The organism is Bacteroides sp. M10 (genome assembly GCF_014334015.1).
Lineage (GTDB): Bacteria > Bacteroidota > Bacteroidia > Bacteroidales > Bacteroidaceae > Bacteroides > Bacteroides intestinigallinarum.
The window spans coordinates 1,867,652-1,891,166 of the sequence record NZ_CP060488.1; the positions used below are offsets into that span (position 1 = coordinate 1,867,652).

12 protein-coding genes are annotated in these 23,515 nt (G+C 39.2%); 5 read left to right on the forward strand and 7 right to left on the reverse strand.

Annotated elements, in window-relative coordinates; all coding sequences use genetic code 11:
* Positions 1-42 precede the first annotated feature (42 nt).
* The 5 genes from H8796_RS06710 to H8796_RS06730 are packed head-to-tail and all read left to right on the forward strand — an operon-like array spanning position 43 to position 9,436.
* The gene (locus H8796_RS06710; RefSeq protein WP_117936499.1) at positions 43-3,543 is read left to right on the forward strand and encodes a TonB-dependent receptor; all 3,501 of its coding nucleotides are present in this window, start codon (positions 43-45) and stop codon (positions 3,541-3,543) included.
* Between the two features lie 20 nt (positions 3,544-3,563).
* Entirely contained in the window at positions 3,564-5,396 is a 1,833-nt protein-coding gene (locus tag H8796_RS06715) for a RagB/SusD family nutrient uptake outer membrane protein (protein ID WP_008776094.1), read from the forward strand.
* A gap of 26 nt (positions 5,397-5,422) precedes the next feature.
* Positions 5,423-6,508: a family 43 glycosylhydrolase gene (locus H8796_RS06720; protein WP_004307466.1), complete on the forward strand. Its 1,086-nt coding sequence runs from the start codon at positions 5,423-5,425 to the stop codon at positions 6,506-6,508.
* A 3-nt stretch (positions 6,509-6,511) separates the two neighbouring features.
* Positions 6,512-7,588 carry a metallophosphoesterase gene (locus tag H8796_RS06725; RefSeq protein WP_117936501.1) on the forward strand — a complete coding sequence of 359 codons (1,077 nt, stop codon included), beginning with the start codon at positions 6,512-6,514 and terminating at the stop codon, positions 7,586-7,588.
* Between the two features lie 39 nt (positions 7,589-7,627).
* Positions 7,628-9,436, forward strand: coding sequence for a glycoside hydrolase family 2 protein (locus tag H8796_RS06730; RefSeq protein ID WP_117936503.1), 1,809 nt, complete (start codon positions 7,628-7,630; stop codon positions 9,434-9,436).
* Between the two features lie 183 nt (positions 9,437-9,619).
* Here H8796_RS06730 and H8796_RS06735 read toward each other — a convergent pair whose 3' ends face one another.
* The 7 genes from H8796_RS06735 to H8796_RS06765 all read right to left on the reverse strand — a co-directional run bounded on the left by H8796_RS06735 (position 9,620) and on the right by H8796_RS06765 (position 23,354).
* Positions 9,620-12,898, reverse strand: a complete 3,279-nt coding sequence (locus H8796_RS06735) for a glycosyl hydrolase (RefSeq protein WP_004324296.1) — start codon at positions 12,896-12,898, stop codon at positions 9,620-9,622.
* A gap of 111 nt (positions 12,899-13,009) precedes the next feature.
* Positions 13,010-13,702: an SGNH/GDSL hydrolase family protein gene (locus tag H8796_RS06740; RefSeq protein WP_229036760.1), complete on the reverse strand. Its 693-nt coding sequence runs from the start codon at positions 13,700-13,702 to the stop codon at positions 13,010-13,012.
* Positions 13,703-13,762: 60 nt separating this feature from the next.
* A complete protein-coding gene (locus H8796_RS06745; RefSeq protein ID WP_225473442.1) occupies positions 13,763-15,664 on the reverse strand; it encodes a beta-L-arabinofuranosidase domain-containing protein in 1,902 nt (633 codons plus the stop codon).
* Between the two features lie 192 nt (positions 15,665-15,856).
* Positions 15,857-16,756, reverse strand: a complete 900-nt coding sequence (locus tag H8796_RS06750; RefSeq protein ID WP_004324299.1) for an endonuclease/exonuclease/phosphatase family protein — start codon at positions 16,754-16,756, stop codon at positions 15,857-15,859.
* Positions 16,757-16,917: 161 nt separating this feature from the next.
* Entirely contained in the window at positions 16,918-18,684 is a 1,767-nt protein-coding gene (locus H8796_RS06755) for a RagB/SusD family nutrient uptake outer membrane protein (RefSeq protein ID WP_008998194.1), read from the reverse strand.
* 14 nt (positions 18,685-18,698) lie between these two features.
* A complete protein-coding gene (locus H8796_RS06760; RefSeq protein ID WP_050554756.1) occupies positions 18,699-22,259 on the reverse strand; it encodes a TonB-dependent receptor in 3,561 nt (1,186 codons plus the stop codon).
* Between the two features lie 150 nt (positions 22,260-22,409).
* Positions 22,410-23,354, reverse strand: coding sequence for a FecR family protein (locus H8796_RS06765; RefSeq protein WP_117936505.1), 945 nt, complete (start codon positions 23,352-23,354; stop codon positions 22,410-22,412).
* Positions 23,355-23,515: the final 161 nt, after the last annotated feature.

A 23,515-nucleotide genomic window follows, 5' to 3' on the forward strand; every position in this document is an offset into this window, starting at 1 on the left:
ATGAGTTAGTAACAAAAGATATACATATAAAAACTTAAATCAATGAGTAAAATCATCAAATGCATGTTCTTCGTGCTATTAGCCGCAGTTCTTCCACTGTCGGTTCACGCACAGCAGGTGACCTTACATTTGCAGGACGTAACGGTGCGCAAAGCGTTCCGGGAGTTGGAGGTCAAAGGAAATGTATCCTTAGTATATGAGAAAAATGATGTGGACCTGACCCGTAAAGTAACCGTGAAGGTAGATAATCAACCGATAAGCAAGGCACTGGATCAGATTCTGAAAGGGCAGGAATTAATTTATAAAATAAAAGATAATCATATTATCATCACCCGGCCTGTCATTCAGAAATCAGATAAGAAACGGCGTATCAATGGTATCGTCAGTGATGTCAATGATGAATTGTTAATTGGAGTATCGGTATCAATTCCCGGTACTAATATTGGCACGGTGAGTAATATGGAAGGGAAATTTGAACTGGAAATACCGGAGGACGCTAAGAAATTGCAAGTGTCTTATATCGGTTTTGACACGCAGGAAATTTCATTGTCGCCTGGCAAGACGACATTCAACATTGTAATGGGAGAGAATGTGAAAATGCTTTCAGAAGTAGTAGTGGTTGGTTATGGCACACAAAAGAAGGTGAACCTGACCGGTTCGGTTGCTACGGTAAATTTGGAAAAGGAATCACTTTCCCGTCCTTTGGTCAGTGCTTCGCAGGCGTTGAGCGGTATGACAGCCGGTTTGCAGGTGATGCAAAGCTCCGGGACTCCATATAATGAAGGCTTTTCTTTCAATATCCGGGGGGTGGGTACCTTGAACAGCTCTTCACCACTCGTGTTAGTGGATGGGATGGAACAAAGCTTGAATAATGTAGATCCCAATGATATTGCTTCTATTTCTATCTTGAAAGATGCGGCTTCGTGTGCTATCTATGGTAACCGGGGGGCAAATGGGGTTATTCTGGTTACTACCAAAACCGGACAAACAGGAAAGGTCAGCGTATCTTACAATGCTACTTTTTCACTGAATCAACCTACCAAACTGATAAAAACGGTATCTAACTACGCCAAGTATATGGAATTGATGAACGAAGCTGCTACTAATATAGGAGAATCTGCTCCTTTCAGCGACATTACCATCAATCAATGGCGTGAAGCTGAAAAAGATCCGAATGGCATTTCTGCCTCCGGCTATCCTAATTATGTAGCTTATCCCAATACAGATTGGTACGATGAGATATATAGTAATGACTGGATGATGAAACATTCGCTTTCCGTCACTGGGCAGGAGGGACGTACCGGATATAATCTTTCTATATCTTATACCGACAACCCGGGATTAATCAAAGATACCGGATACCAACGCTATTTTCTGCGTGCCAATGTTTATTCGGATATTACTAAGTGGTTACGTATCGGTACTCGTGTATGGGGGTATCACACCGACCAGAAGAAAAGCGATACCGGTTCACTCACCAATATCAATACCCAAAAAATGATACCGGGCGTATATCCATATTATGACGGAAAATATGGTGCGCCGGAAGCGAACGAGGAAGATCCGCAATCTCACAATCCTCTGTGGGACATGGCGCAATCGGAAGGGCATATCAAGAACACGCAGTTCTTCACTACTTTCTATGCCAACGTGAAGTTTCTGAAACACTTCTCATACGATGTTAATCTGAACTATAAGGATTATCGTTATGAATCGATGTCCGTAAATACGGATTATGGGAAATATAGTTTTAGTACAGATCAGTGGATAGCTGCCCCCAAAGATCCTGCCGATTTGTATACCCGTATGGCGTATGTCCGTGAAAACCATTGGAAATTAACGCACTTGCTCAACTATAACCAGACTTTTTATAAGCATGATATTGGTATGTTATTGGGCTTTGAAGAAGAACGTTTTGTCAAACGGACTACCGACACTGCCAAACTTGGATTAATAGATTCGTCTGTGGGTGATCCAAGTTCTGCTACTACTCCTTCTTCCATAGGTGGTACAGGTGAGGAATTTACATCCCGTTCTTACTTCGGTCGTATTAACTATGCTTTCGACAGCCGTTATTTATTCGAGGTTAATATGCGTTATGACGGTTCCTCCCGTTTTGCTCCGGATAATCGCTGGGGACTTTTTCCATCTTTCTCTGCCGGATGGAGAATCAGTGAAGAGAAATTTATGAAAGGACTTCCTATCGACAACCTGAAATTACGTGCTTCGTGGGGTAAGTTAGGAAACAATGCGATTGGTAACTATGAATGGCAGGCTGTGTACAACTCGGCAAAGTACGCGTTTGGAGGTAGCCTTAATAATGGTTTGGCAATTACTTCTATTTCCAACAACCTGTTGGAGTGGGAAAGTACTGCCATTACGAATATTGGTATCGACTTTGCAACTTTAAGAAACCGTCTGACGTTTGAGGCTGAATTTTATAATAAAGTAACGGATGGAATCTTATATCGCCCTGATATGTATATGTCTCTCGGGACAGCCAGTGGCCCTCGTCAGAACATTGCGGAAGTGACTAACCGCGGTATTGAAATGACCCTGAATTGGCAAGACCGTATCGGTAAAGTAGAATATCGTGTATCCGGTAACTTTGCCTATAACCAGAACAAGGTCAGTAAATACAAAGGAGAGTTGCAGCGTGGCTGGGTGACAGATGAAAACGGGAACCGTGTTTATCAAACCAATATCGGTGATGTCTCTACCGGAGGATCTACCCGTGTAATAGAAGGTAAAATGATTAATGAATACTATATGTTGCAACCATATAAAGGTAATGGAAACGGCTTTAACGCAGATGGAACAGTCAATATCAACGGTGGTCCGAGAGACGGAATGATCCGTACAGTAGACGACATGAAATGGCTGAATGCTATGGTAGGGGCAGGGTATAAGTTTTATCCGCGTCAGAACGTCAGTAAGAGTGGCATTTGGTATGGTGATTACATCTATGCAGACTTAAATGGCGACGGTGTATATGGTAATGACGCTGATAATGAGTTTCAGGGATGCTCCAATGTGCCCAAGTATAACTTCGGTCTGCAGGCAAGCGCTAATTGGAAAGGCTTCGATTTCTCCATGAACTGGTCCGGTGCGGCAGGTTTCAAGATTTACTACTATCGTTTGGCATTGAACAGCAGTGCTACCATCAAAGGATATGCTATTGGGGAAGCAATAGCAAACGATCACTATTTCTTTGATCCCAAAAATCCCAATGATCCGCGCACGAACTTGAGTTCAAAGAATCCTCGTTTGACAAATAACTCCGGTAACGACCAAAGTGGTATGACACAGTCATCAGTACATTTGCAAAAAGGGGATTATATTAAACTGAAGAACCTGACTATCGGATATACATTGCCTGCTGTCCTGTCGAAAAAAGTATATGCACAGAATATCCGTTTCTTTGCTTCCGGTGAAAATTTATTTACCATTACCGGGTATGAAGGAATGGATCCGGAAATGCGTACCGCAGTGGGATATTCTACTATGAGACAATATGCATTCGGTGTAAATATCACTTTCTAAACTTACTCTAAAACGATTTTATGATGAAAAACAAAATAAAAATATTTCGGAAATTAGTAAGATGTGCATCTATTGCCTTGCTGTCTTTCTCTATGGCTGGATGCGGTGCGGACTTTTTAGATACTACTCCTACCAATAACATAAGCGGTAGTAGTATCTGGACGAAAGCAACTTTGGCCGAACAGGCTGTTATCGGCGTATATAATGTCTTTCTGGATCAATATTGTCCTAACTCCGGCATTTTGGATTCGCACCGGATTCCATGGGATGCTTATTCTTCTGTGATGGATACAGACAAGAACTGGATTAAGCGAATGCCTAATTGTACAGGAGCAGCTACTCCCTCAAGTGGCCTGTTCAGTGATATTTATAAACGTTTTTATACTTTTATCTATCGTGCTAATGATGTGATAGATAATATTGGTCAGGTTCCTGATATGTCGACCGGAGAGAAGCAACGGGCTATCGCCGAATGTAAATTCTTGCGTGCATTTGCTTATATGCGCTTGAATATCTTGTATAAAGGAGTGCCGTTATATATGAATGCAATCACGAGTCCTGAAAACGGTAACAAAGCCCGTTCTTCAGAAGCGGATGTTTGGGCGGCTATACTCCAGGATCTGACAGATTGTGTGAATGAACCCAATCTACCGGGTAAATATAATTCGGGTGACTCTAACTATGGACGGGTAACCAAAGGAGCTGCTTATGCATTACGCGGACAAGTATATATGTGGCAGAAGAATTGGGAGGCGGCGGTTGATGATTTTAATTCTGTGGCTGACTGTGGCTTCGGGTTATATACTAAGGCCGGTGCTACCAGTTATAAGCAGTTGTTGAAAATAGCAAATGAACAATGTGAAGAAATGATATTCTCTGTGCAATGCATCAAGCAATACGGCTACTCCAATACAAGGAACATCACTTACGGCAACCGTTGTACAGCAGGTTCTATGTGGAATAACTATTTGCCTAATCCGCATTTTGTAGAATCTTTTGAGACGGCGACTGGAGAAAAGTTTAATTGGGATAACTACTTGCCGGGCTATAGTGCGATGAAAGAAAAAGAACGTGTGGTGTTTTTTCTACGCGATGGACTGTCTGCGGCGGAAAAGGAACGTATGGCTGCCTATGGGGCAGATATGAACAAATATCTGGATAGTGGCAATGAAGCACGTATCAAGAAAGCTTACGAGAGCCGTGATCCACGTCTGCAAATGGCTGTCATTACCCCTTACGCACAATACAATGGTGCTTCTTCTGGAATAGCTCATACTTATACATTGCGTTGGCCTTATCGTGGCTCCGACAGTGCAGAGCCTTTTGATATCCGTACTGATACAAACGATAAGTTTTACTACCTATGGAGAAAGTTTGTACCTGAAGGTCTGGAACAGACAGAACGTGATACTTATGGATTGGATATTCCATTAATACGCTATGCGGAAGTATTGCTCCTGAAAGCAGAAGCGCTAAATGAATGGGGAAGTACCCATGAAAGCGAAGCAATTAGATGTGTTAATGAAGTAAGACGTCGTGCAGGGCATGTCGAATTGAATAATGCAACTTATCCTGCTACGAAAGTTAACGGGCAGAGTGATTTGCGTGAACGTATCCGGAATGAGTATTACTGGGAAATCGGTGGCGAAGATTCCATGTATTTCCATGAATTGCGTTGGGGAACGTGGAAAGATAAGAAGTTTGATAATAATCGTAACGGTCTGATGCAGATGTGGGGTGAAACGACTTATACCTGGTACTGGTTGGGAGATCAGTGCTGGAGCTGGCCTATTCCTGCTAAAGAAATGGAAATGAACTCGAATTTGGAACAGAATGAAGGTTGGATAAATTAATCTTAGTTTTAACTAATAAAGTATATATGAAAAAATTATCTTTTTTAATTGCAACAGCATTGTGTATCATGGCATGTTCCGGTGGCTCTGACGAACAACCGGATGGGCCGGGTAACGGTAATGGAAATGGGGGTGGGGGGAGTACCCCTAACCCTGTTTCATTCTCCAATCCTATAGTCGGCAAACAGTTGCCTGATCCGACAATAATTCATGCGGCAGACGGGAACTTTTATTTGTATGTTACCCAACAGGATAATATCTATATTCCGATTTACAAATCTACTAATATGACACAGTGGACTTATGCTGGGGCAGCCTTTCTGCAAAAACCGAACTGGCAGCCGGACACTCGCTTATGGGCTCCGGACATTAACTATATCAATGGCAAATATGTGCTCTATTATACTCTCGGGCACTGGGACTTGCCTAAGAATAGTTGTATCGGGGTGGCGGTCAGCGACTCTCCTGTAGGACCTTTTACGGATCACGGAAAACTTCTTGACTACAATTCTGGTACTATGCAGTGCATCGACCCTTGTTATTTTGAAGATAATGGTAAGAAGTATCTTTTCTGGGGAAGTTATAATAGTACTTCTAAAGGCTATGAAGGAGGTATCCGTTATGTAGAGTTAAGTGCTGACGGTCTATCCATTAAAGGGGCTGTTTCCGAAAAGATAGCGGGTCCTTCAATAGAAGGCATCATGGTTCATAAACGCGGGAATTATTATTATCTATTTGGCTCTACGGGTAGTTGTTGTGAAGAGGAAAGAAGTACGTACCGTGTAGTGGTGGGGCGTTCTAAAAATATCGAAGGTCCTTATGTGGGTAAAAACGGTACTGTGATGAAAGAAAATAGTAGTTATAATGAAGTAATTCTACAGGGTAATAACCTGTTTGCCGGAACCGGACACAATTCCGAAATTATCACGGATGACGAGGGTAATGACTGGTTCTTCTATCATGCCTGGCAGAAAGCGAAAATAGATAATGGTCGTCAATTGATGTGTGACCGCATACAATGGAGCAGTGATGGCTGGCCTTATATTACTAATGGCACACCGGCATCCGTATCTCGTGCACCTGTATTTAAAAACGAAGAAGAAAAAGAGTAATCTATGAAACTATTCAACTATTTATTGGCCGGGATATTGTGTGCTTCTGTCACTTGTCTCCCGGCGCAGCATCGGGCTGATCCCCAGAAATTGGTCAATCCGGAATCCTTTTCTATGATTTTGCTCGGTGATCCACAGGGATATACCAAGTATGATATTAACCAGCCGCTTTTTGATCTTTGTACCGCATGGATTGCGGACAATATAGAGTCGCTTAAAATTAAAGCTGTCCTTTGTACAGGCGATTTGGTGGAGCAGAATGATAATAATGTATTAAACCGTAAGATGCTGAACCAGACCAGTCGTGAAATGTGGGAGGCAGCATCGCAGGCTTTGAAAAGACTGGATAACAAAGTACCTTATATTATTGCCGCAGGCAATCATGATTATGGATACAAAGCCGCAGAAAACGGTCGTACTTATTTTCCTGATTATATTCCTTTTGAACGAAATTCTACCTGGCGGAATATCTGTGTCAGTGAATTTCCTAATCGTGAAGGCAGGGCGTCTTTAGAGAATTCGGCTTTTGAGTTTGATGAGCCGGGATGGGGAAAGATTTTGGTTATAGCAGTAGAGTTTGTGCCTCGTGATGAAGTTTTGCAATGGGCGAAAGATTTGGTAAACAAGCCGAAATACAAGAATCATAAGGTGATTTTTATCACTCATTCTTATCTTGATATAGGTAATAAGCGTGTTACGAAAGATGGGTATAAGATTTCTCCACAAAACTCGGGGCAGGCTATTTGGGAGAAACTTATTTATCCTTCTTCCAATATCCGTCTCGTACTTTGCGGACATGTGGGAAGAGACACCGGTGAATATGAGAATAATGTGGCTTATCGGGTGGATAAGAACAGTGCCGGGAAAGATGTATCACAAATGACGTTTAATGTACAATATGTAGGAGGCGGTCCGGAAGGGAACGGAGGGGATGGTTGGCTTCGCATTCTGGAATTTATGCCGGATGGTAAAACGATCAAAGTACGTACTTATTCTCCCTTGTTTGGGATTTCAAAATTGACTAAGCATTTGGCGCATCGTACGGCACCGTACGATCAGTTTGATATTATATTGGAATAACTTGACCTAGTAAAAATACTCTTAATAGAAATAATGTAGATGAGAAAAATTGTATGTTCTTTAGTGATACTTATTAATAGTGTTTATCTATTTGCACAGTGGAAACCGGTTGGCGGTCGAATTATGACGGAATGGGCGGCGAAAATAGATGTTGAAAACGTGTTGCCCGAATATCCCCGCCCAATTATGGAACGTGCTGACTGGATAAATCTGAACGGATTGTGGAATTATGCTATTTCTCCGGTAGGTCAAGCTATGCCACAAAGTTATGATGGTCGGATTTTAGTTCCTTTTGCTGTAGAATCAAGCTTGTCCGGAGTGGGGAAAAGTCTTGGGGAGAAGAATGAACTTTGGTATCAGCGTCAATTCTCGGTTCCCTCCAAATGGAAAGGACATAGGATCTTATTGCATTTTGGGGCTGTTGACTGGAAAGCGGATGTTTGGGTAAATAAGGTAAAGGTGGGACAACATACAGGAGGATTTACTCCTTTTTCTTTTGATATCACGCCTGCCTTGCTGAATGGGGAAAATGAATTGATCGTGAAAGTGTGGGACCCGACTGATAAAGGTCCTCAACCTAGAGGAAAACAGGTTAGTAAGCCGGGAGGTATCTGGTATACTCCTGTCAGTGGTATTTGGCAAACAGTTTGGCTAGAACCTGTGCCAATCCGGTCGATTGGCAATATCAAAACGACTCCTGATATTGACAGGAATAAGTTGACAGTAGAGGTTATGACAGATCATCAGATGCTTTCAGATAAATTGGAGGTGAAGGTATTAGAAGGAAAGCAGTTGGTGGCTGTAGGAAGTTCCGTAAATGGTATTCCGGTTGAAATTGCTATGCCGTCTGATGTAAAGTGGTGGTCACCGGATTCTCCGTTTTTATATGATATGGAAATTTGTCTGTATTCAGAAAATAAGTTGATCGATAAGGTTAAGAGCTATACTGCCATGCGTAAATATTCAACGAAACGCGATAAAAATGGAATTGTACGTCTACAATTGAATAATAAGGACTTGTTTCAATTTGGTCTTTTAGATCAGGGCTGGTGGCCGGATGGCTTGTATACGGCACCTTCGGATGAGGCCTTAGTATATGATATTCAAAAGACAAAAGATTTTGGATATAATATGATTCGCAAACATATAAAAGTAGAACCTGCCCGTTGGTATACGCATTGTGATCGTTTAGGGGTTATTGTGTGGCAGGATATGCCGAGTGGCGATAAGAATCCCGAGTGGCAGAATCGGAAGTATTTTGAGGGAACAGAATTCAAACGGTCTGCTGAATCAGAGGCTATTTATCGTAAAGAATGGAAAGAAATTATCGACTGCCTTTACTCTTATCCTTGTATTGGCACATGGGTACCTTTCAATGAGGCTTGGGGGCAGTTTAAAACCCTTGAAATAGCAGAATGGACAAAGCAATATGATCCTTCCCGTTTAGTGAATCCTGCCAGTGGAGGTAATCATTATACCTGTGGTGATATGCTCGATTTGCATAATTATCCCGGTCCGGAGATGTATTTATATGACGCACAGCGTGCAACTGTACTCGGAGAGTATGGAGGAATTGGTTTAGTGCTGAAGGAGCATCTTTGGGAGCCGAATCGTAATTGGGGGTATGTTCAGTTTAGTACTTCCAAAGAAGCTACTGATGAGTATCTGAAGTATGCTAATATGCTGAAGGATATGATTGCACGCGGATTCTCGGCTGCTGTTTATACACAGACTACAGATGTTGAGATCGAAGTGAACGGATTGATGACATACGACCGCAAAGTAATAAAACTGGATGAACAGAAATTGAAGAGGGCAAATACGGAAATTTGTGAGAGTTTAAAGTAAGAAGCCGGATTAGCTATTTGGCTGAACAAAAAACTCATCTGTAATAACTCGAATTATAGATACTGTTTGCAATATTATATAATTGAGAAGAGGGTATCTGAAAATGAAGTGACTCCTAAAATTTTTTGTCTAACTTTTAGGGGTCACTTCATTTTCAGATACTTTCTTAAAGAATGAGATGTGTCAATATTTTATTAATCTTATAGGCCCTAATAATCCAGAAGGTAGTAATGCCGAATCAGATTTGAAAAAATGGTAGGATGTATAATATTGGGGAGTTACACCTTTTTGTTGATCACCTATTAGTCCATTTCTCCAAAGGTTGGTGACTTTTATTTCCAGAGTATTTTCTCCAGGATTGATTGCAGCGGTTATATCAACAATAAAAGGAGCTTTCCAAAATGTGCCGCATATTTTTCCATTCACATAAACCTCTGCAATATTTTTAACTGATCCCATATCAAGTAATAGCTTATCCGATTTTTTATAATTCTCCGGTTTGATAATAAAAGAGTTAGTATAAGTAGCAGTTCCAGAGAAGTATCGGATGGAAGGAGATGAGTAGTCGGTGAAGGAAACTAAACTATCCATTAAAAGAGATTCGGAATTTCCTATTTTAGGTTGAAATTTTACAGTCCAGTTAGAATCAATTGTAGTTAATTCTTTTTTGTGAGGTAAAGGAATCTCTTGTTTTATACGTTTAGTGGGTTTTATAAATACAACGAATACAGCATCATTTTGTACCATTGAGAATTTAACAATAGTCCGTCCGTCCTTCATCTCATAAGAAACATCCTCTGAAAGTCCGGTTTCAGGATGCCAAATTTCAGGTTTCAATCCAGATACCCGAAAAGAAACTTCCGTATATAACTCTTTATCAGAAGGATTACTGACCCAATAAATATGACCATGATCAAGCAAGCGGTGTCTGTATTTTAAAGTTATATGTTTATTATTGCGGTATATAAAGTCCGGTTGCACACCTGTTGATTCCAGGATTTCTTCTATAGGAGTATCGGTATAGACGTTTTTTCGGTTGGTATGCCAGATGGAAGTTACTAACGCTTTAAATTCATCAGCATTATCCAAATTGCTTCCGCGAAAAATAGGTTCTCTGCCTAAAACAGCAACACCTTCTTCTACCAAAGATGCTATTTTTTTCAATACTTTGAGTGACATTACTTTGGTATTCTCTCCTAATATTAAAATAGAATATTTTCGTCCGGAAGGAGCTAACAAGCACTTCTTGTCCATCTTGATATCATGCACAAATCCATATGGGTCAATAAAGTCGTATTCATATCCTGCAGGTATGTCCGGAAGAGTATGTGCATATAAACCTGTAATACAATTATCTTCTCCGTAATAGTATAAAATGTCTGCCACATTATTACCTTGTTGAAGCATATAACTACTGCGCGCAAGATAATCTATCCATACTTTTGCTTGTTCAGCCCAAGTTTCATGGCGGTTAAACCATTGCCCGTATTGTATTAATCCAAGTCCCGGTATTTTATCATCCACAGGCTGGTGCGATGTCTCATGAATAACAAAACGATTTAATCCGTTTGCTAAAGCTTTATCTGCGATAGGCTTAATGTTTTCTGGACAACATGCATATGCATGGTGGGCTATAGCAGAGCCAAATTCAGCTGCTACAATGTTTTGTCCATAGATATGGGCGACTGAAGCGCTTTCTCTAATATCCGCTTGTCCCATCTGTTGTGATGAACAGGCACCGGAATTAGGCATCCAAAGTGCTGCCATGGGGAATGTTGCCGTTCTTTTTATTTCCATTCCATCACCTACATATACTCTTCCGTTTTCGTGAGCTTCTGTATATCGTCCTTTTAAACCATATTCTTTTACAATAGAATTTATGCGGTCATAATTTTTACGATACAATTCTGCGATAGCCAGGCGCCAATCGCGAAGAAAACACTCGCTTTCACTTGTGTTTTCTATGATTTCGCCGGTTAAAACAGGCAACCAAGGTAATAAATCATATCCATATTTATGCTTAAAGAAGCTAGGTAACGATGGGGTCCAAGTCTGCCAATGCGCTTCGTAACTATCCGTTATAATATATTGGATTCCGCGTTTTCCCATAAAACCGCCGGCAGCTTCTTTATACATATCCATATAAGTGCGAAAATATGAAAGCCAACTTTCCGGATCAAGTTTATCCACTTCTAAACCGGTAGCCTCGGCTGGGGCAGGATGATTGCGTTTACCTGTAAGTGAATAGCCGAAACGGTAAATGCGCCACTTCCCTTCTGGGACATTCCATTTTAAAATGCCGTTCGAGTCGAGCTTGTTCGTTAATATAATAACATTTTTTTTATCAATGGGAGTATTTGTTTCCGGTGTTGGATAGTTCATCAGGTCGTGCGGAGAAGAAAACCCCGCTTTCTCTTCTGTGTGATTTATCTTTACAGTCGGGTGTAATACAAATTCTGGTATTTGAGTACCCGGAGCATTGTTTGTAGGATTAGGAACAAGTACCCGGAAATAACGTGCTGTTGTTTCCGGAATAGATATGGTTTGCTGAGCATTACCTCCATCCGGAATTCCGCAAACCATCCGATAATCAACCCCATTGTCACTACATTGTAGAAAATTTACTGTTTGAGGAGATTCTGAACGCCATTCTGTACGCAAACGGCCACTGACAAAAGATAAAGCTCTTATCGTTTGCGGTTTGGGAAAAGAATATTCTATCCAACCATATTTATCAAATGGGTTGAACGGTAGAAGCTCGGCATTTGTAAAATCTCCGTCTGTAAGTTTATGTAGTGAGAAATTACCACCACTTGAAGTTATTTCAGCATCTAACTCATTTAACGATAATTCTTCGCTTGGCAATCGTACGGCAATCGTGGCAATATCTTCGTAATATTCGGTATAGTTGTTCATGTTTCGTATGGGGATATTTTGAAATTCCCCTGTCGTGGTATATGGGCTTGGTAGTTTCCCGGAAAACATTTTTTGACCTTCTACCGTGAATGTTCGCCACACTAGTTTTTTCATAGCATTTTTAGGATTTACCCAAGGACCTCCCGTTGAGCTCCATCCTGGAGCACTGGCTATACCGACTTCCATATTTAAAGAGTCTGCTAGATGGATGGCATAGCGGAAGGCTTTTTTCCATTTGGGAGTCATGTATACAAGCCGTTCTTTGACAATCGGTTTGGTATACAAGGAAGCGTCAAATTGATGAAATCCTCCTATTCCGATCCTATTCATCCATAATAAGTCTTTATAGATTCCTTCTTCCGTAATATTACCGTCCATCCAATGCCACCATACTCTTGGTTTTGCTTCTTGTGGTGGATTAATAAATCCCTTGTAGATTTCGTGTTCGGAAGTCAAAGCAGATGCGTGTGTCTTTATTGAATATAAGGTTAGGATATAAGAAAACAAGAGTATTGTTACTATAGGGATATTGTTAAAGTGTTTCATATAATTATAATCGTTAAAAGTATGTTTGAAATTCTAAGTTTCTCGCAGAAAGAAGAAGTGCTTTTTCTGTAAGAAACATGAATCACATAAAATGTAGAGGGGTGTGTTAAATTAACGTATTACTCCCCAAATAGTCTCTGCAATCATTTGCATTCCTTCATCATTGGGATGCGTTATGATAAAATCTTGAGTGATTACATATGGCTTCTTATTTATGTCATAAAGTGTATCGCCTATTTGTGGGCGGACATTATATAGATTATCTATCCAATAGAGTGGCACGTAAGTAAGATCGTTGGTTCGTGCGGCATGAATGATGCTCCGTTCTTTACTGTCGTTTTTCCAGAAACAACCGGTAATAATAACACGCTTTGCTTTGCTCTGACAATATTTCACAAGTCGTGAAATTGCATCTGGAAAAGTGGTAACATCTTGTACATTTTCACCTAAACGTATAATAATGATATCTTTGTTTTTGCAATAAGATCCAATTAGGGAGTCAATATCGCATGATAGATTACGCTCCCAAGATGCAATGTTTAAGGGGGTGACAGTTGAGTTCGGATGATACTTACAAAGCATCTTTTCCAATTGATGGCAATAGTCATATTCTATATTGGAAGCAGCCATACCCCAATCGGAAAACCATTCGATATCTTCTTTTATCGGATGTTTTGTAATAGAGTTTCCTAAACAAAGGACCTGTAGCGGGTCATTGACATTATGCGGTTGTTGGCAGGCGATAAATAACCCTCCACAAATAGCTGTAAATAGTATCTTTTTTATTTTATTGTATTTTTTCATTGTTATAACACGATTAATATTCCGTAATGGCTGGTTCTCCTTCAAGCCAGGCTATCATATTTAGTACTTTTTATAAGGTTCGGACATGGCATGGAATGTTTGTGGTATCCATACCCTGTAACGCCCATTGGGATTCCAATCATTGCCAGAAGAAGAAAAGTCGCAAAAATTGATAAGTTTGGGAGTCTTGTTTTCTACGTTTTCTAAATCCGTACCCAATACGGCAGGAACTGTAAGTGTGATCCAAGGGAAGGTTCCTGTTTTGTTTTTTTTAATTTTCGCTTGTATTACACCTTGATTGTTACACTTAATGGTTGCACATTCGTCTATATCACCATCGTTGAAACGACTGTCTCGTGCGAAAAGTAAAGGACCGCGTACTATGGCTTGAGAATTATTTAGTTTTACGACTTTGGTTTCTATCTTGAAATCAAGTGTCACCTTATCCGCATTTTCCCAGATACGTTCTATGTATAGGTAGCCTCCTTTATGCGTTATTTCCTGCTCCTCTCCATTTATATAGGCTTTCATCTTTTCTATTTGAGTCGGTATACGTAACGCAAGCGTGAATTTCTCCTTTTTTTGTACTCCTATGTTTACATTTACCTTACCATGTATAGGATAATCGCTCTCTACATTTAAATGAACTTTATTTTTTTTATTTAGTGAAATAGTGGCCTGTAAAGGTAAATAGAGGTTGAGATAAATGTGGTTGTCTTTTATTGTACAAGCCGTTTTGGGTATTAGAGCAAACCCTCTTGGTCCATTGGCGTTACAACAATTTATATGCATACCACATTGCTCTTCGCCGGGTTGTCTTCGACCTTCCAATGGGCTGTATTTAGAGATTTGACTGCCGTCATTTTTCATGGTTGCCATCAAAGCGTTGTACATGGTGTGTTCAAATTCTTCTGCATAGAACGAGTTGCCGGTTTTGCATAGCAGGCGATGACATAGTTGCATGTAAGTAAATGTGACGCAAGTTTCCATGGTATGGTATGTAGGCAATGTTTGTTTCTCCTTTCCTTTATACCAGCATTCAAAAGCGGCTCCTGAACCTGCTATATTAATCTCATCTTCTTGGATATTGTTTACTGCTTTCTCTGCAATTTTTATGTAAAAAGGATCATTTACTATGGTGCCAAGTTCTATCAGCCCTTCATAACATGACATCATTTCATAAGCTTTCTGACCATTTTCGAATGACCACCAAGATTTTGGAAAAGCGGAACGCTCAGAAACAGGAATGTTTTTCAATGTTTTAGTTATCAGTTGAGAACTCCCTTCCCGTTCGATAGAAGAAACAATGCTTTTGGCAAAAGATAAATATCGGGGATTTCTGGTAATATCGTATAAATAAACCACAGGCTCCAAAATGGAGCAACTGGCCATGCCTAAATAATAACCGGTTGCAGCAATATTAATATTATGTATTTGTAATTGTTCCATGAGATGGTTTATCAGTCGTTCAACTGCATTCAAGGCTTTTTTATCGCCGGTGAGCCTATAATAAGAAAGCAAGGAGAGCGAAGTGTATTTTCTTCCCCAAATATCCCAATTGGTCAGTTGTGCTTCTCGTTTGTAATTTCCTATATATCCATCACTTGTTTGGGTATTCATGAGCTTTTCTACGCTGTTTGTTATCAAATTATACAATTCTTTATCCTTTGTATATTGGTATGAAGCTATTGCCCCGAGTAGCCATTTTCCGAAAAATTCAGATTGCCAGAGATGATCCTCGTTTCGATGCTTGAAAGGCTCGATTAGGTGGTCTGTATTTTGGGATTTTACTCGATGTTCTATGCAGGTGTTAATGCGATTGCCGATATAGCCATCAATATGAATATTTTCTATGTTATATTCTTGAGAGAGAGCTGGTAGTATATTGAGTATACATAATCCGATAATCCATTTTTTATAGTTCATATATTTTTGAGTATTAATTGTTTTCTGCAAATTCATTTGTCATATGTATTGTGTTATGGTAATATTTTTGTGTGCAAATTTGACAAAAACTATACTGGCAACTGTTTTTAACTATTAACAGCTGTCGGCAATCGAATGTGTAAACAGAAGTGAGGCCCCTTCTTGGTATGCAGACGTTTGCTAGTCTATGGGCACTCACTATGTCAGGCTCACGTTAATTTGTCTTCATTATAATTCTGCTTTTATCATAATAGGATAATGATCGGAAGAAAATCGTCCTTGACGCGCATCATCCGTAATGGTTTCAAAGGAGAGAACTTTAATGCTTTTTTCCACTAAAATATAGTCGATTCGATGTTCTGGGTTGAAATCGAAATTCCAATAATGCAAAGTGCCTGCAGGACCTTTCGGGGTAGTCTCTGATATGCTATAAGAATCTTTGAATAGTCCGGAATTTAGAATAAAGGAAATAGGTTCTTCATCTGGGTCACAGTTTAAATCACCGGTACAAAAGTAAGGCAGATCTCCTGCTATTTCTTGTACTTTCTGAACAAGTAACTTTGCGGAGTTGACGCGTGCTTCATTGCTGACATGATCAAAATGCGATGAGAAGAAGAAAAAATATTTGTCCGTCTTTTTATCTTTGAATTTACCCCATGTGCAGATTCGGTTGCAAAAAGAGTTCCAACTTTTAGACGGCTTGTCCGGAGTTTCTGAATACCAAAATTGTCCATGATATAATAATTCCACTCTTTCTTTTTTGTAAAGAATAGGGCAGAACTCTCCAGCTTCTTTTCCATCGTCACGACCTGTACCTATGTATTCATATTGTTTTAATTCTAACAGATCATTCAGTTGGTTTAAAAGACACTCATTAACGCCAAAGATATCAAAATCATGTGATGTGATGATTTCTTTTGCCATTGTCTTTCGGTTTGCCCAAACGTATTGTCCATCTTCAGGTGTGTCATAGCGAATATTGAATTGGGCTACGCAAAGAGAGTTGGATGGCGTTTCATTGTTAAATGGAGGCATTTCTAGTTCATCTTCTATTGTTGAATTGGAGCAACCAATAAAAAAAAATGAAAGAAGAAAGAAGTTGTAAATGAAATTTCTTTTAGAGTTCATAGGTCTTGTTTTAATTATTAGTATTTTATAATTCCATATATTAGTGAGATGGTAAGTTTGAAAATGAATTCAGGTGAAAAAGCGGAGTTATTGCATAAATAGAGAGTTAAAACTTGCATCCTTGCAATAGCTCCACTTGATTTCCTATTGAATATTTTCGACTAAAAATTTAAGCCGTCATCCCAGCCCGGATTTTGCGTAAGTGCACCATTTGTGATGAGACGTTCATTAGAGGGTATTGGGTAAAAATAATCACGTTGTTCATTCCAGAAAAGCGTGAGGCCTTTATGAGGAGATAGATAACCTTTATTTCCATCAGAAAGTTTAATGTCGGAATCTATCTTTAAGTATGTTATACCTTGTGCATTACCAGGCTTTGTGTCTGTATAAAGACAAATATCGTTTTGTCCGTCACCGTTAAGGTCATATTCGCCGGGAGATGGAAAATACATACCCAATATGGCTTGTTTCATGTTTTGCCCGGCTTTCCAGCGCAGGATGTCATCATAACGAAAATGTTCAGAAAGCAATTCGATTGTTCTTTCACGACGAATTTCCAAGATTACCCCTTGATTAGCGCCGGAGACATTTGGGTAGCCGGTAGTGTTTGCTAATAAATAGGGGTCTGGATTTGCATTGGCTGTTTTCATGATGAGATGGGGCATTCCTACACGGTCGCGCAATTTATTGATAGAAATATCCAAATCGTCTTGAGTTAATTGGTTGATTTCAGCTAAAGCTTCTGCATAGTTAAGGTAAACTTCTGCAAGTCTAAAATAGAAGAGATCAATATCACTTTTTCCTCCTACTGCTTCATCTTCATATTTAATTAACTGATATCCGGTCACGCAAGCATTAAGGTCTGGAATATTTTTTCTGTTTGATACTATGGGCTGATAACTTGGGGTACAAATAGACTGTGCAAGACGTGGATCACGATTTTTGCATTCATCTACAAAAGTCATAGTTTCCCAATTGGGATTGTCTGTAAACCGGGAACCATCATTCATCAGATAACTAGCTATAATTTTTCTAGTCACTCCAGGACGTCCTTCACCTACGCTTGTGTGATATGTACCAACTGTATTGTATATATCATACGTTAAATTATAATTTCTTGCCATAATTACTTCCGTTGTTGGAGCATTTTGTGAAGTAAAGAGTTTTCGGTATGCCTGGTTCGTTCCACCTTCTGTATATAAGGTATAATTGCTTTCCTTCATTAATTCTCTAGAGGCTGTTATAGATTCTTGCAAGAAAAAATCGGCATTAGTGCTAAGATTTAAATTGTGGTACTTTCTGAATGTGCCTTCAAAAAGGCAAACTCTGGATTTAAGAGACAATGCTGTCCACTTTGTTACTGTATAAACAGAAGGCGTTGTAGAAAGATTGGTGATGGCAAAATCGAGATCTTCCAATATATTTTTCATGACCAATTCTCGAGAGTCTCTCGGTTTGTTTAATTGGTCTGTTTCAGAAACGAATAATTCTGTGTCATACCATGGGACATCCCCAAATCTTTTTACCATTTCGAAATAAAAATATGCTCTGAAAAAACGGGTTAATGCTTGATAACGTGTCCTGACCGTTTTATCCTTACAATTGACAGAGTATTGCAATAGAGTGTTGAAACGCCGTAAGTATCCCCATTCCCAGCCTCCTCCTGAAGCTGGAACTGTACGGGAGTCTGTTGCCGCGCTATTGGGAGTACTATGAGTTATATTATCGGCATCATCTTTATAAAGATCTCTGTCTTTGGGGAGAGAATTGTAGAAATTTGTGCTAAAAGCCTGTAAATCAGCTTCGGTAGAAAAGAACGTTTCTGGAGTGATTTTGTCTTTCGGCGTTACATCAAGTAAATCATCACATGAACTAAAGCTCAGTATAAATATTGAAGCTGCGATGAGTAAGAATATGTTATTTTTCATATAGTCAAAATTAATTAGAAGTTAATATTAACACCAAATGTGAAACTTTTTTGCCAAGGATAGACCTTCAAAGTTCCGCCTTGTCTGGCTTGTTCCGGGTCGACATAGTCGGTTTTTATTGGTGACCAATAAGCAAGATTTTCTCCGGAAAAATAAAGACGAACTAAGTCAAGGCCTATTTTGTTAGTCAGAAACTTAGGAAGTGAATAACCGATTGTCAGGTTTTTTAATCGACAATAACCAATATTTTGAAGATAGCGGTCATTCACTGTTGAAAGTTCCGAATTTTCTGTAAGGGCAACAGCTGTTCTAGGTCTGGGGAAGTAAGCGTTGGGATTATCTTCTGACCAACATAATTTTTGAAAATCCTTCGGAATAAATGTTCCGTAGGGGCGGTTGTAATATCCCCAAAATGCTTGGGCTTCTCTTCCTGGATACCAATCTATGTGGCCGATACCTTGGAAGAATATATTAAAATCAAATCCATACCATTGGAAAGCCAAGTTAGTGCCATATTGATAGCGTGGAGAACTATTTCCTAAAATTTCGCGGTCACCGGAGCTTCCGACTCTGTTTTCACCGATACTTATAGTTTTGTTACCATCCAGATCCCGGTATTTTAAATCGCCGGCACGTACTCCCCGGTATTCACCCGATGAACTATTGATAGTGGTGTTTACAGATCTTTGATCTACTTCATAGTTCTTAGCTTCTTCATCGGTCGCAAAGAAGCCATCGACGCGATATCCCCATATTTCACCAATCCGCATTCCTTCATAATAAGTCTTAGCTAATAGTTTGTCGGGGTTGTCGAATTTGGTGATTTCACTGATGTAATCACTGAATGTAAAACTCAGTTGATAAGAGAAAGGTTTGTTGCCTAACTTAAACTGATCTCGCCAAGCAACAGAGAGTTCATAGCCCTTTGTACGCATATCTGCACTGTTCATTTTAGGAGCGGAAGTGCCATATACGGCGGGTAATGTGATGCCGGCGGTAAGCATATCCTTTGTATCCCGAATATAATATTCTCCGGTGAAAGTTAATCTGTTGTCCAAAAATGTCATATCCACACCAGCATTATGTTGTTGTACAGTCTCCCATGTCAGATTGTCGGCAGAGGGAGCGGAAATGTCTGCGTAAGATGGTCTCGCACCTCCGAATAAATATCCGGTAGTTCCTATACTGATAGTGCGGATATAGTCATAATAGCCAACTTGTTGGTTTCCTAAACTACCAAAAGAGTATCTGAACTTTAAATTGTTACACCAGTCTTTCATATTGCTGAAAAACTTTTCTTCCGAGACTCTCCAACCAACAGACATAGAAGGAAAGAATCCCCAGCGATGACCAGAAGCAAAACGAGAGGTACCATCATAACGTCCGCTTAGTTCAAGTAAATATATCCCTTTGTAGTCATAGTTTATACGTCCGAAAAAACCTGCAAGTTTATATTCATTTTGCCCTCCTGTCACTTCCATCCGTTTTTGGTTTGTGGCAGGATCTACTCCTATCAGGTTAAAATCATCCAAAACATCGGAAAGAAGATTATATCCTGTGCCACGAACAGTCTTGTTGTAACGAGTTTCATAATTAAAACCACCTGTAACTTTATAATTATGTTTGTTGGATACAGAACCTTGGTATGTGGCAAATACATTCGTTGCCCAATATTCATTGGGGGCAAATTGCTCAAACATTTGATTTTGGAAATTACCGGTATTAAGTATGGATGTTTCTCCCGGATATTTGGAATATGTTCCATTAGATTGCCGGCGTATGTCGTATTGGTTATAGAGCATGTATGTCAAGTTAGCTTTTATCTCCAACCCTTTCAATGGTTTTAATGTAAGTTCTGTAGTGGTCTTGAAGTTATCTTTACGAGTTTTATTTCTGAACCCTTCGCTGTCTAATATGACTAATAAACCGTCCATAATGGCATAGTCGGTCAGTGAAGTAGTATAAAGGCTTGTCCCGTCAGGATTTTGGGTAGGGAAACTTGCCAAACCATGGTTCTGGGCTTGAGATATGTTCGAATTTATACCTCCCAATCCAGGATAAGTATAATTAGAATTGAAAAATTCAGTATTGTTACTAATGTTAAGCCAATCAGTAATATCTGCGGAAATCCTTGAATGGAAATTTATTCTTCTGAATTTGTCAGTATTTCTTCGATACATTCCTTCTTCACTATTATAACCAGCCGAAAGGTAAAATTTCAATTTGTTTGTTCCTCCGGATATGGAAATATTGTGGCTTTGCAATGGTTTCTTGTCTTTGAACAAGTATTGCCACCAATCCGTATTGGCGTAGTATAAGTATACATTCTGTCCGTTTCTCTTATCCAATACGGTCCAAGGGCGGGCAGGATCTTCTGTCTTGTCGTTTCTTCTTTCCCATAACTCTTTCATGTCTTCTTCTGTATACGAGGTATAGCGACGCCCGTTATTGGGAATGTAAAACTGGTCAACCAAAGAAACATGGTAATAACCACGGTTTTCGTAATCCGTAGATGTAGTGGGTTCTGTCCAACCAACACGCCCACTATAGCTAATTTGTACTTTCCCATCAGAAGAACCGGATTTTGTTGTGACTAAAATAACTCCGAATGAAGCACGTCCACCATAAATAGCAGCGGCGGAGGCGTCTTTTATAACTGAAATTGATTCTATATCATTAGGGTTTACACGGTCAAGGTCCCCTTCAACTCCATCGACTAACACCAATGGTGAGCCTCCGTTGATTGAGTTCGTACCACGGATATTAAAGCTTGCAGTATTACCCGGTACACCGGAAGAAGTGGTGATATTGAGACCGGGTACACGTCCTTGTAGCATGTGTGTAACGCTACTGGCCGGTCTGTCTACAAGCTCTTGAGATGTAACGGTCGAAATTGCTCCTGTTAGATTAGTTCGTTTCTGAGAGCCATAACCAACCACCACTACTTCGTCTAAGGTCTTAACATCTTCCACTAAAAAGACTTTTAAGCTATTCAAGTTCTTTAATTTTATTGTTTGTGGAATGTATCCTATATAACTGAATTGAAGAACATCACCAATGTCGGCTGATAATGAAAACTTCCCGTTTATATCAGTTATTGATCCCTGTGATATACCCTTTACTGTTATTGTAACTCCGATCAAAGGCTCCCCGGCTCTATCTGTTACCACTCCGGTGATTTTTTTTATTGTCGGGGTTTGGGTAATTTCTTTTTTAGTGAGTATTATATGGTTTCCTTCTATTTTATAAATAATAGGAGATTCATGTAGTAATATGGACAATACTTCAGAAACGGGTCTGGCCTTCACGCTGATGCTTTTGTGCAAATTTACATCTACATTTTTTTTATAGATGAATAAGTAATTGGTTTGAGATTCAATTTCACTCAATATAGATTCCAGTCTGACATCTTGCTTATTAATTGTAACTTTGGCATTTTGAGAATTTGCATTCTTTGCCATTAAGCTAAATGAGCAGAATAACAAAAGGAATATAGATGTTCGCATAATTCTAAATAATTGTTTTGAATTTGGATTTTTTTTGCAGTAAAAATCCAATAAAGAAATATTTTTCATATATTTGTAACTGATTTATTAATACGATTTTATAAAAATTGTGTTAGGCAGGAGCTGATAGATAGGGCAAATATCTGTCAGCTCTTTTGTTTTTCAATTAGTATCATTTCATAGGCTTGTTTCTCCCGTGTTATTGAGTTAATATTCTTATTATTTTATATAAATGATGTCATCTGTTGTATGTTTGTTATAAATAAAAGGTACATCCTTTTGTAATATCCGAAGGGCGTAATCCAAGCCGTCAGAGATTCTGAATTTTCCTGTTAATATTATGTTGGTAATGCTAGGCTTGTCTACTATAATTTTCAGGTTATAATATTTCTCCAAGTCTTTTATTATTTCTATGAACGATTTGTTTTTGAAGCAATACAATCCTTCTTTCCAGCGATATATATTATAATCTTCAATTTTGCTTATCACTAATTTGCCATTTTTTAGGGTGCTCTTATAGTCAGGTAATAAAACTTGTGAAATATTATTGCCGGAAGGTGATTTGATTTTTATTTTTCCTTGTATTAAAGAAGCTTCGAAGTTTTGTTGTTTAGCATAAGCCTCTACATTAAATTTTGTGCCCAATACTTCTATGTCCATTGCATGAGTATGTACTATGAACGGGCACTTTTCGTTACGGGCAACATCAAAATAGGCTTCTCCGTCTAATATTATTTCACGTTTATCTTCCATGAATGAAACAGGATATTGCATTTGTGTTCCTGCATTTAGCCAAACATTTGATCCATCGGGCAATTCAATATTTACGCGTTGTCCGGCGGGGACTATTATTGTTTGCATAGCTATGTCAACATGCTTATGATGCTCATTCGTTATTGAAAAGATAGTAGCTGTAATACTTACCGCAATGATTATCACAGAAGCAATCTTTAAGAATTCCCTGATGAAATATCTGTTTCTTTTTGTTGTATTTATTGCTGTCCATTTAGGGTTTCCTATAAGAATCATTGCATTGAATAACTTGCGCTCTCGGTGAAACTGTTTGCTATGTTCTTCTGAACTTTCAGCCCACTCTTTCACTGCTCTCATTTCTTCAATAGATGCTTGTCCCTCGAAAAATCGGTATAATGAATTTTTGTCCATAGGTGCTTTTTATAATGATAGCGAACAAAGAGGGTTTATCCCTAGTGGAAAACTCATTTTTTGCAATTGTACAATTTTTTAAGTTTAGCCGCACACACAGGTTATAGAAGCTGTGTGTGCAGGTTATTTGAGTCGTTAATTAATTTGGGTAAATTTGATAC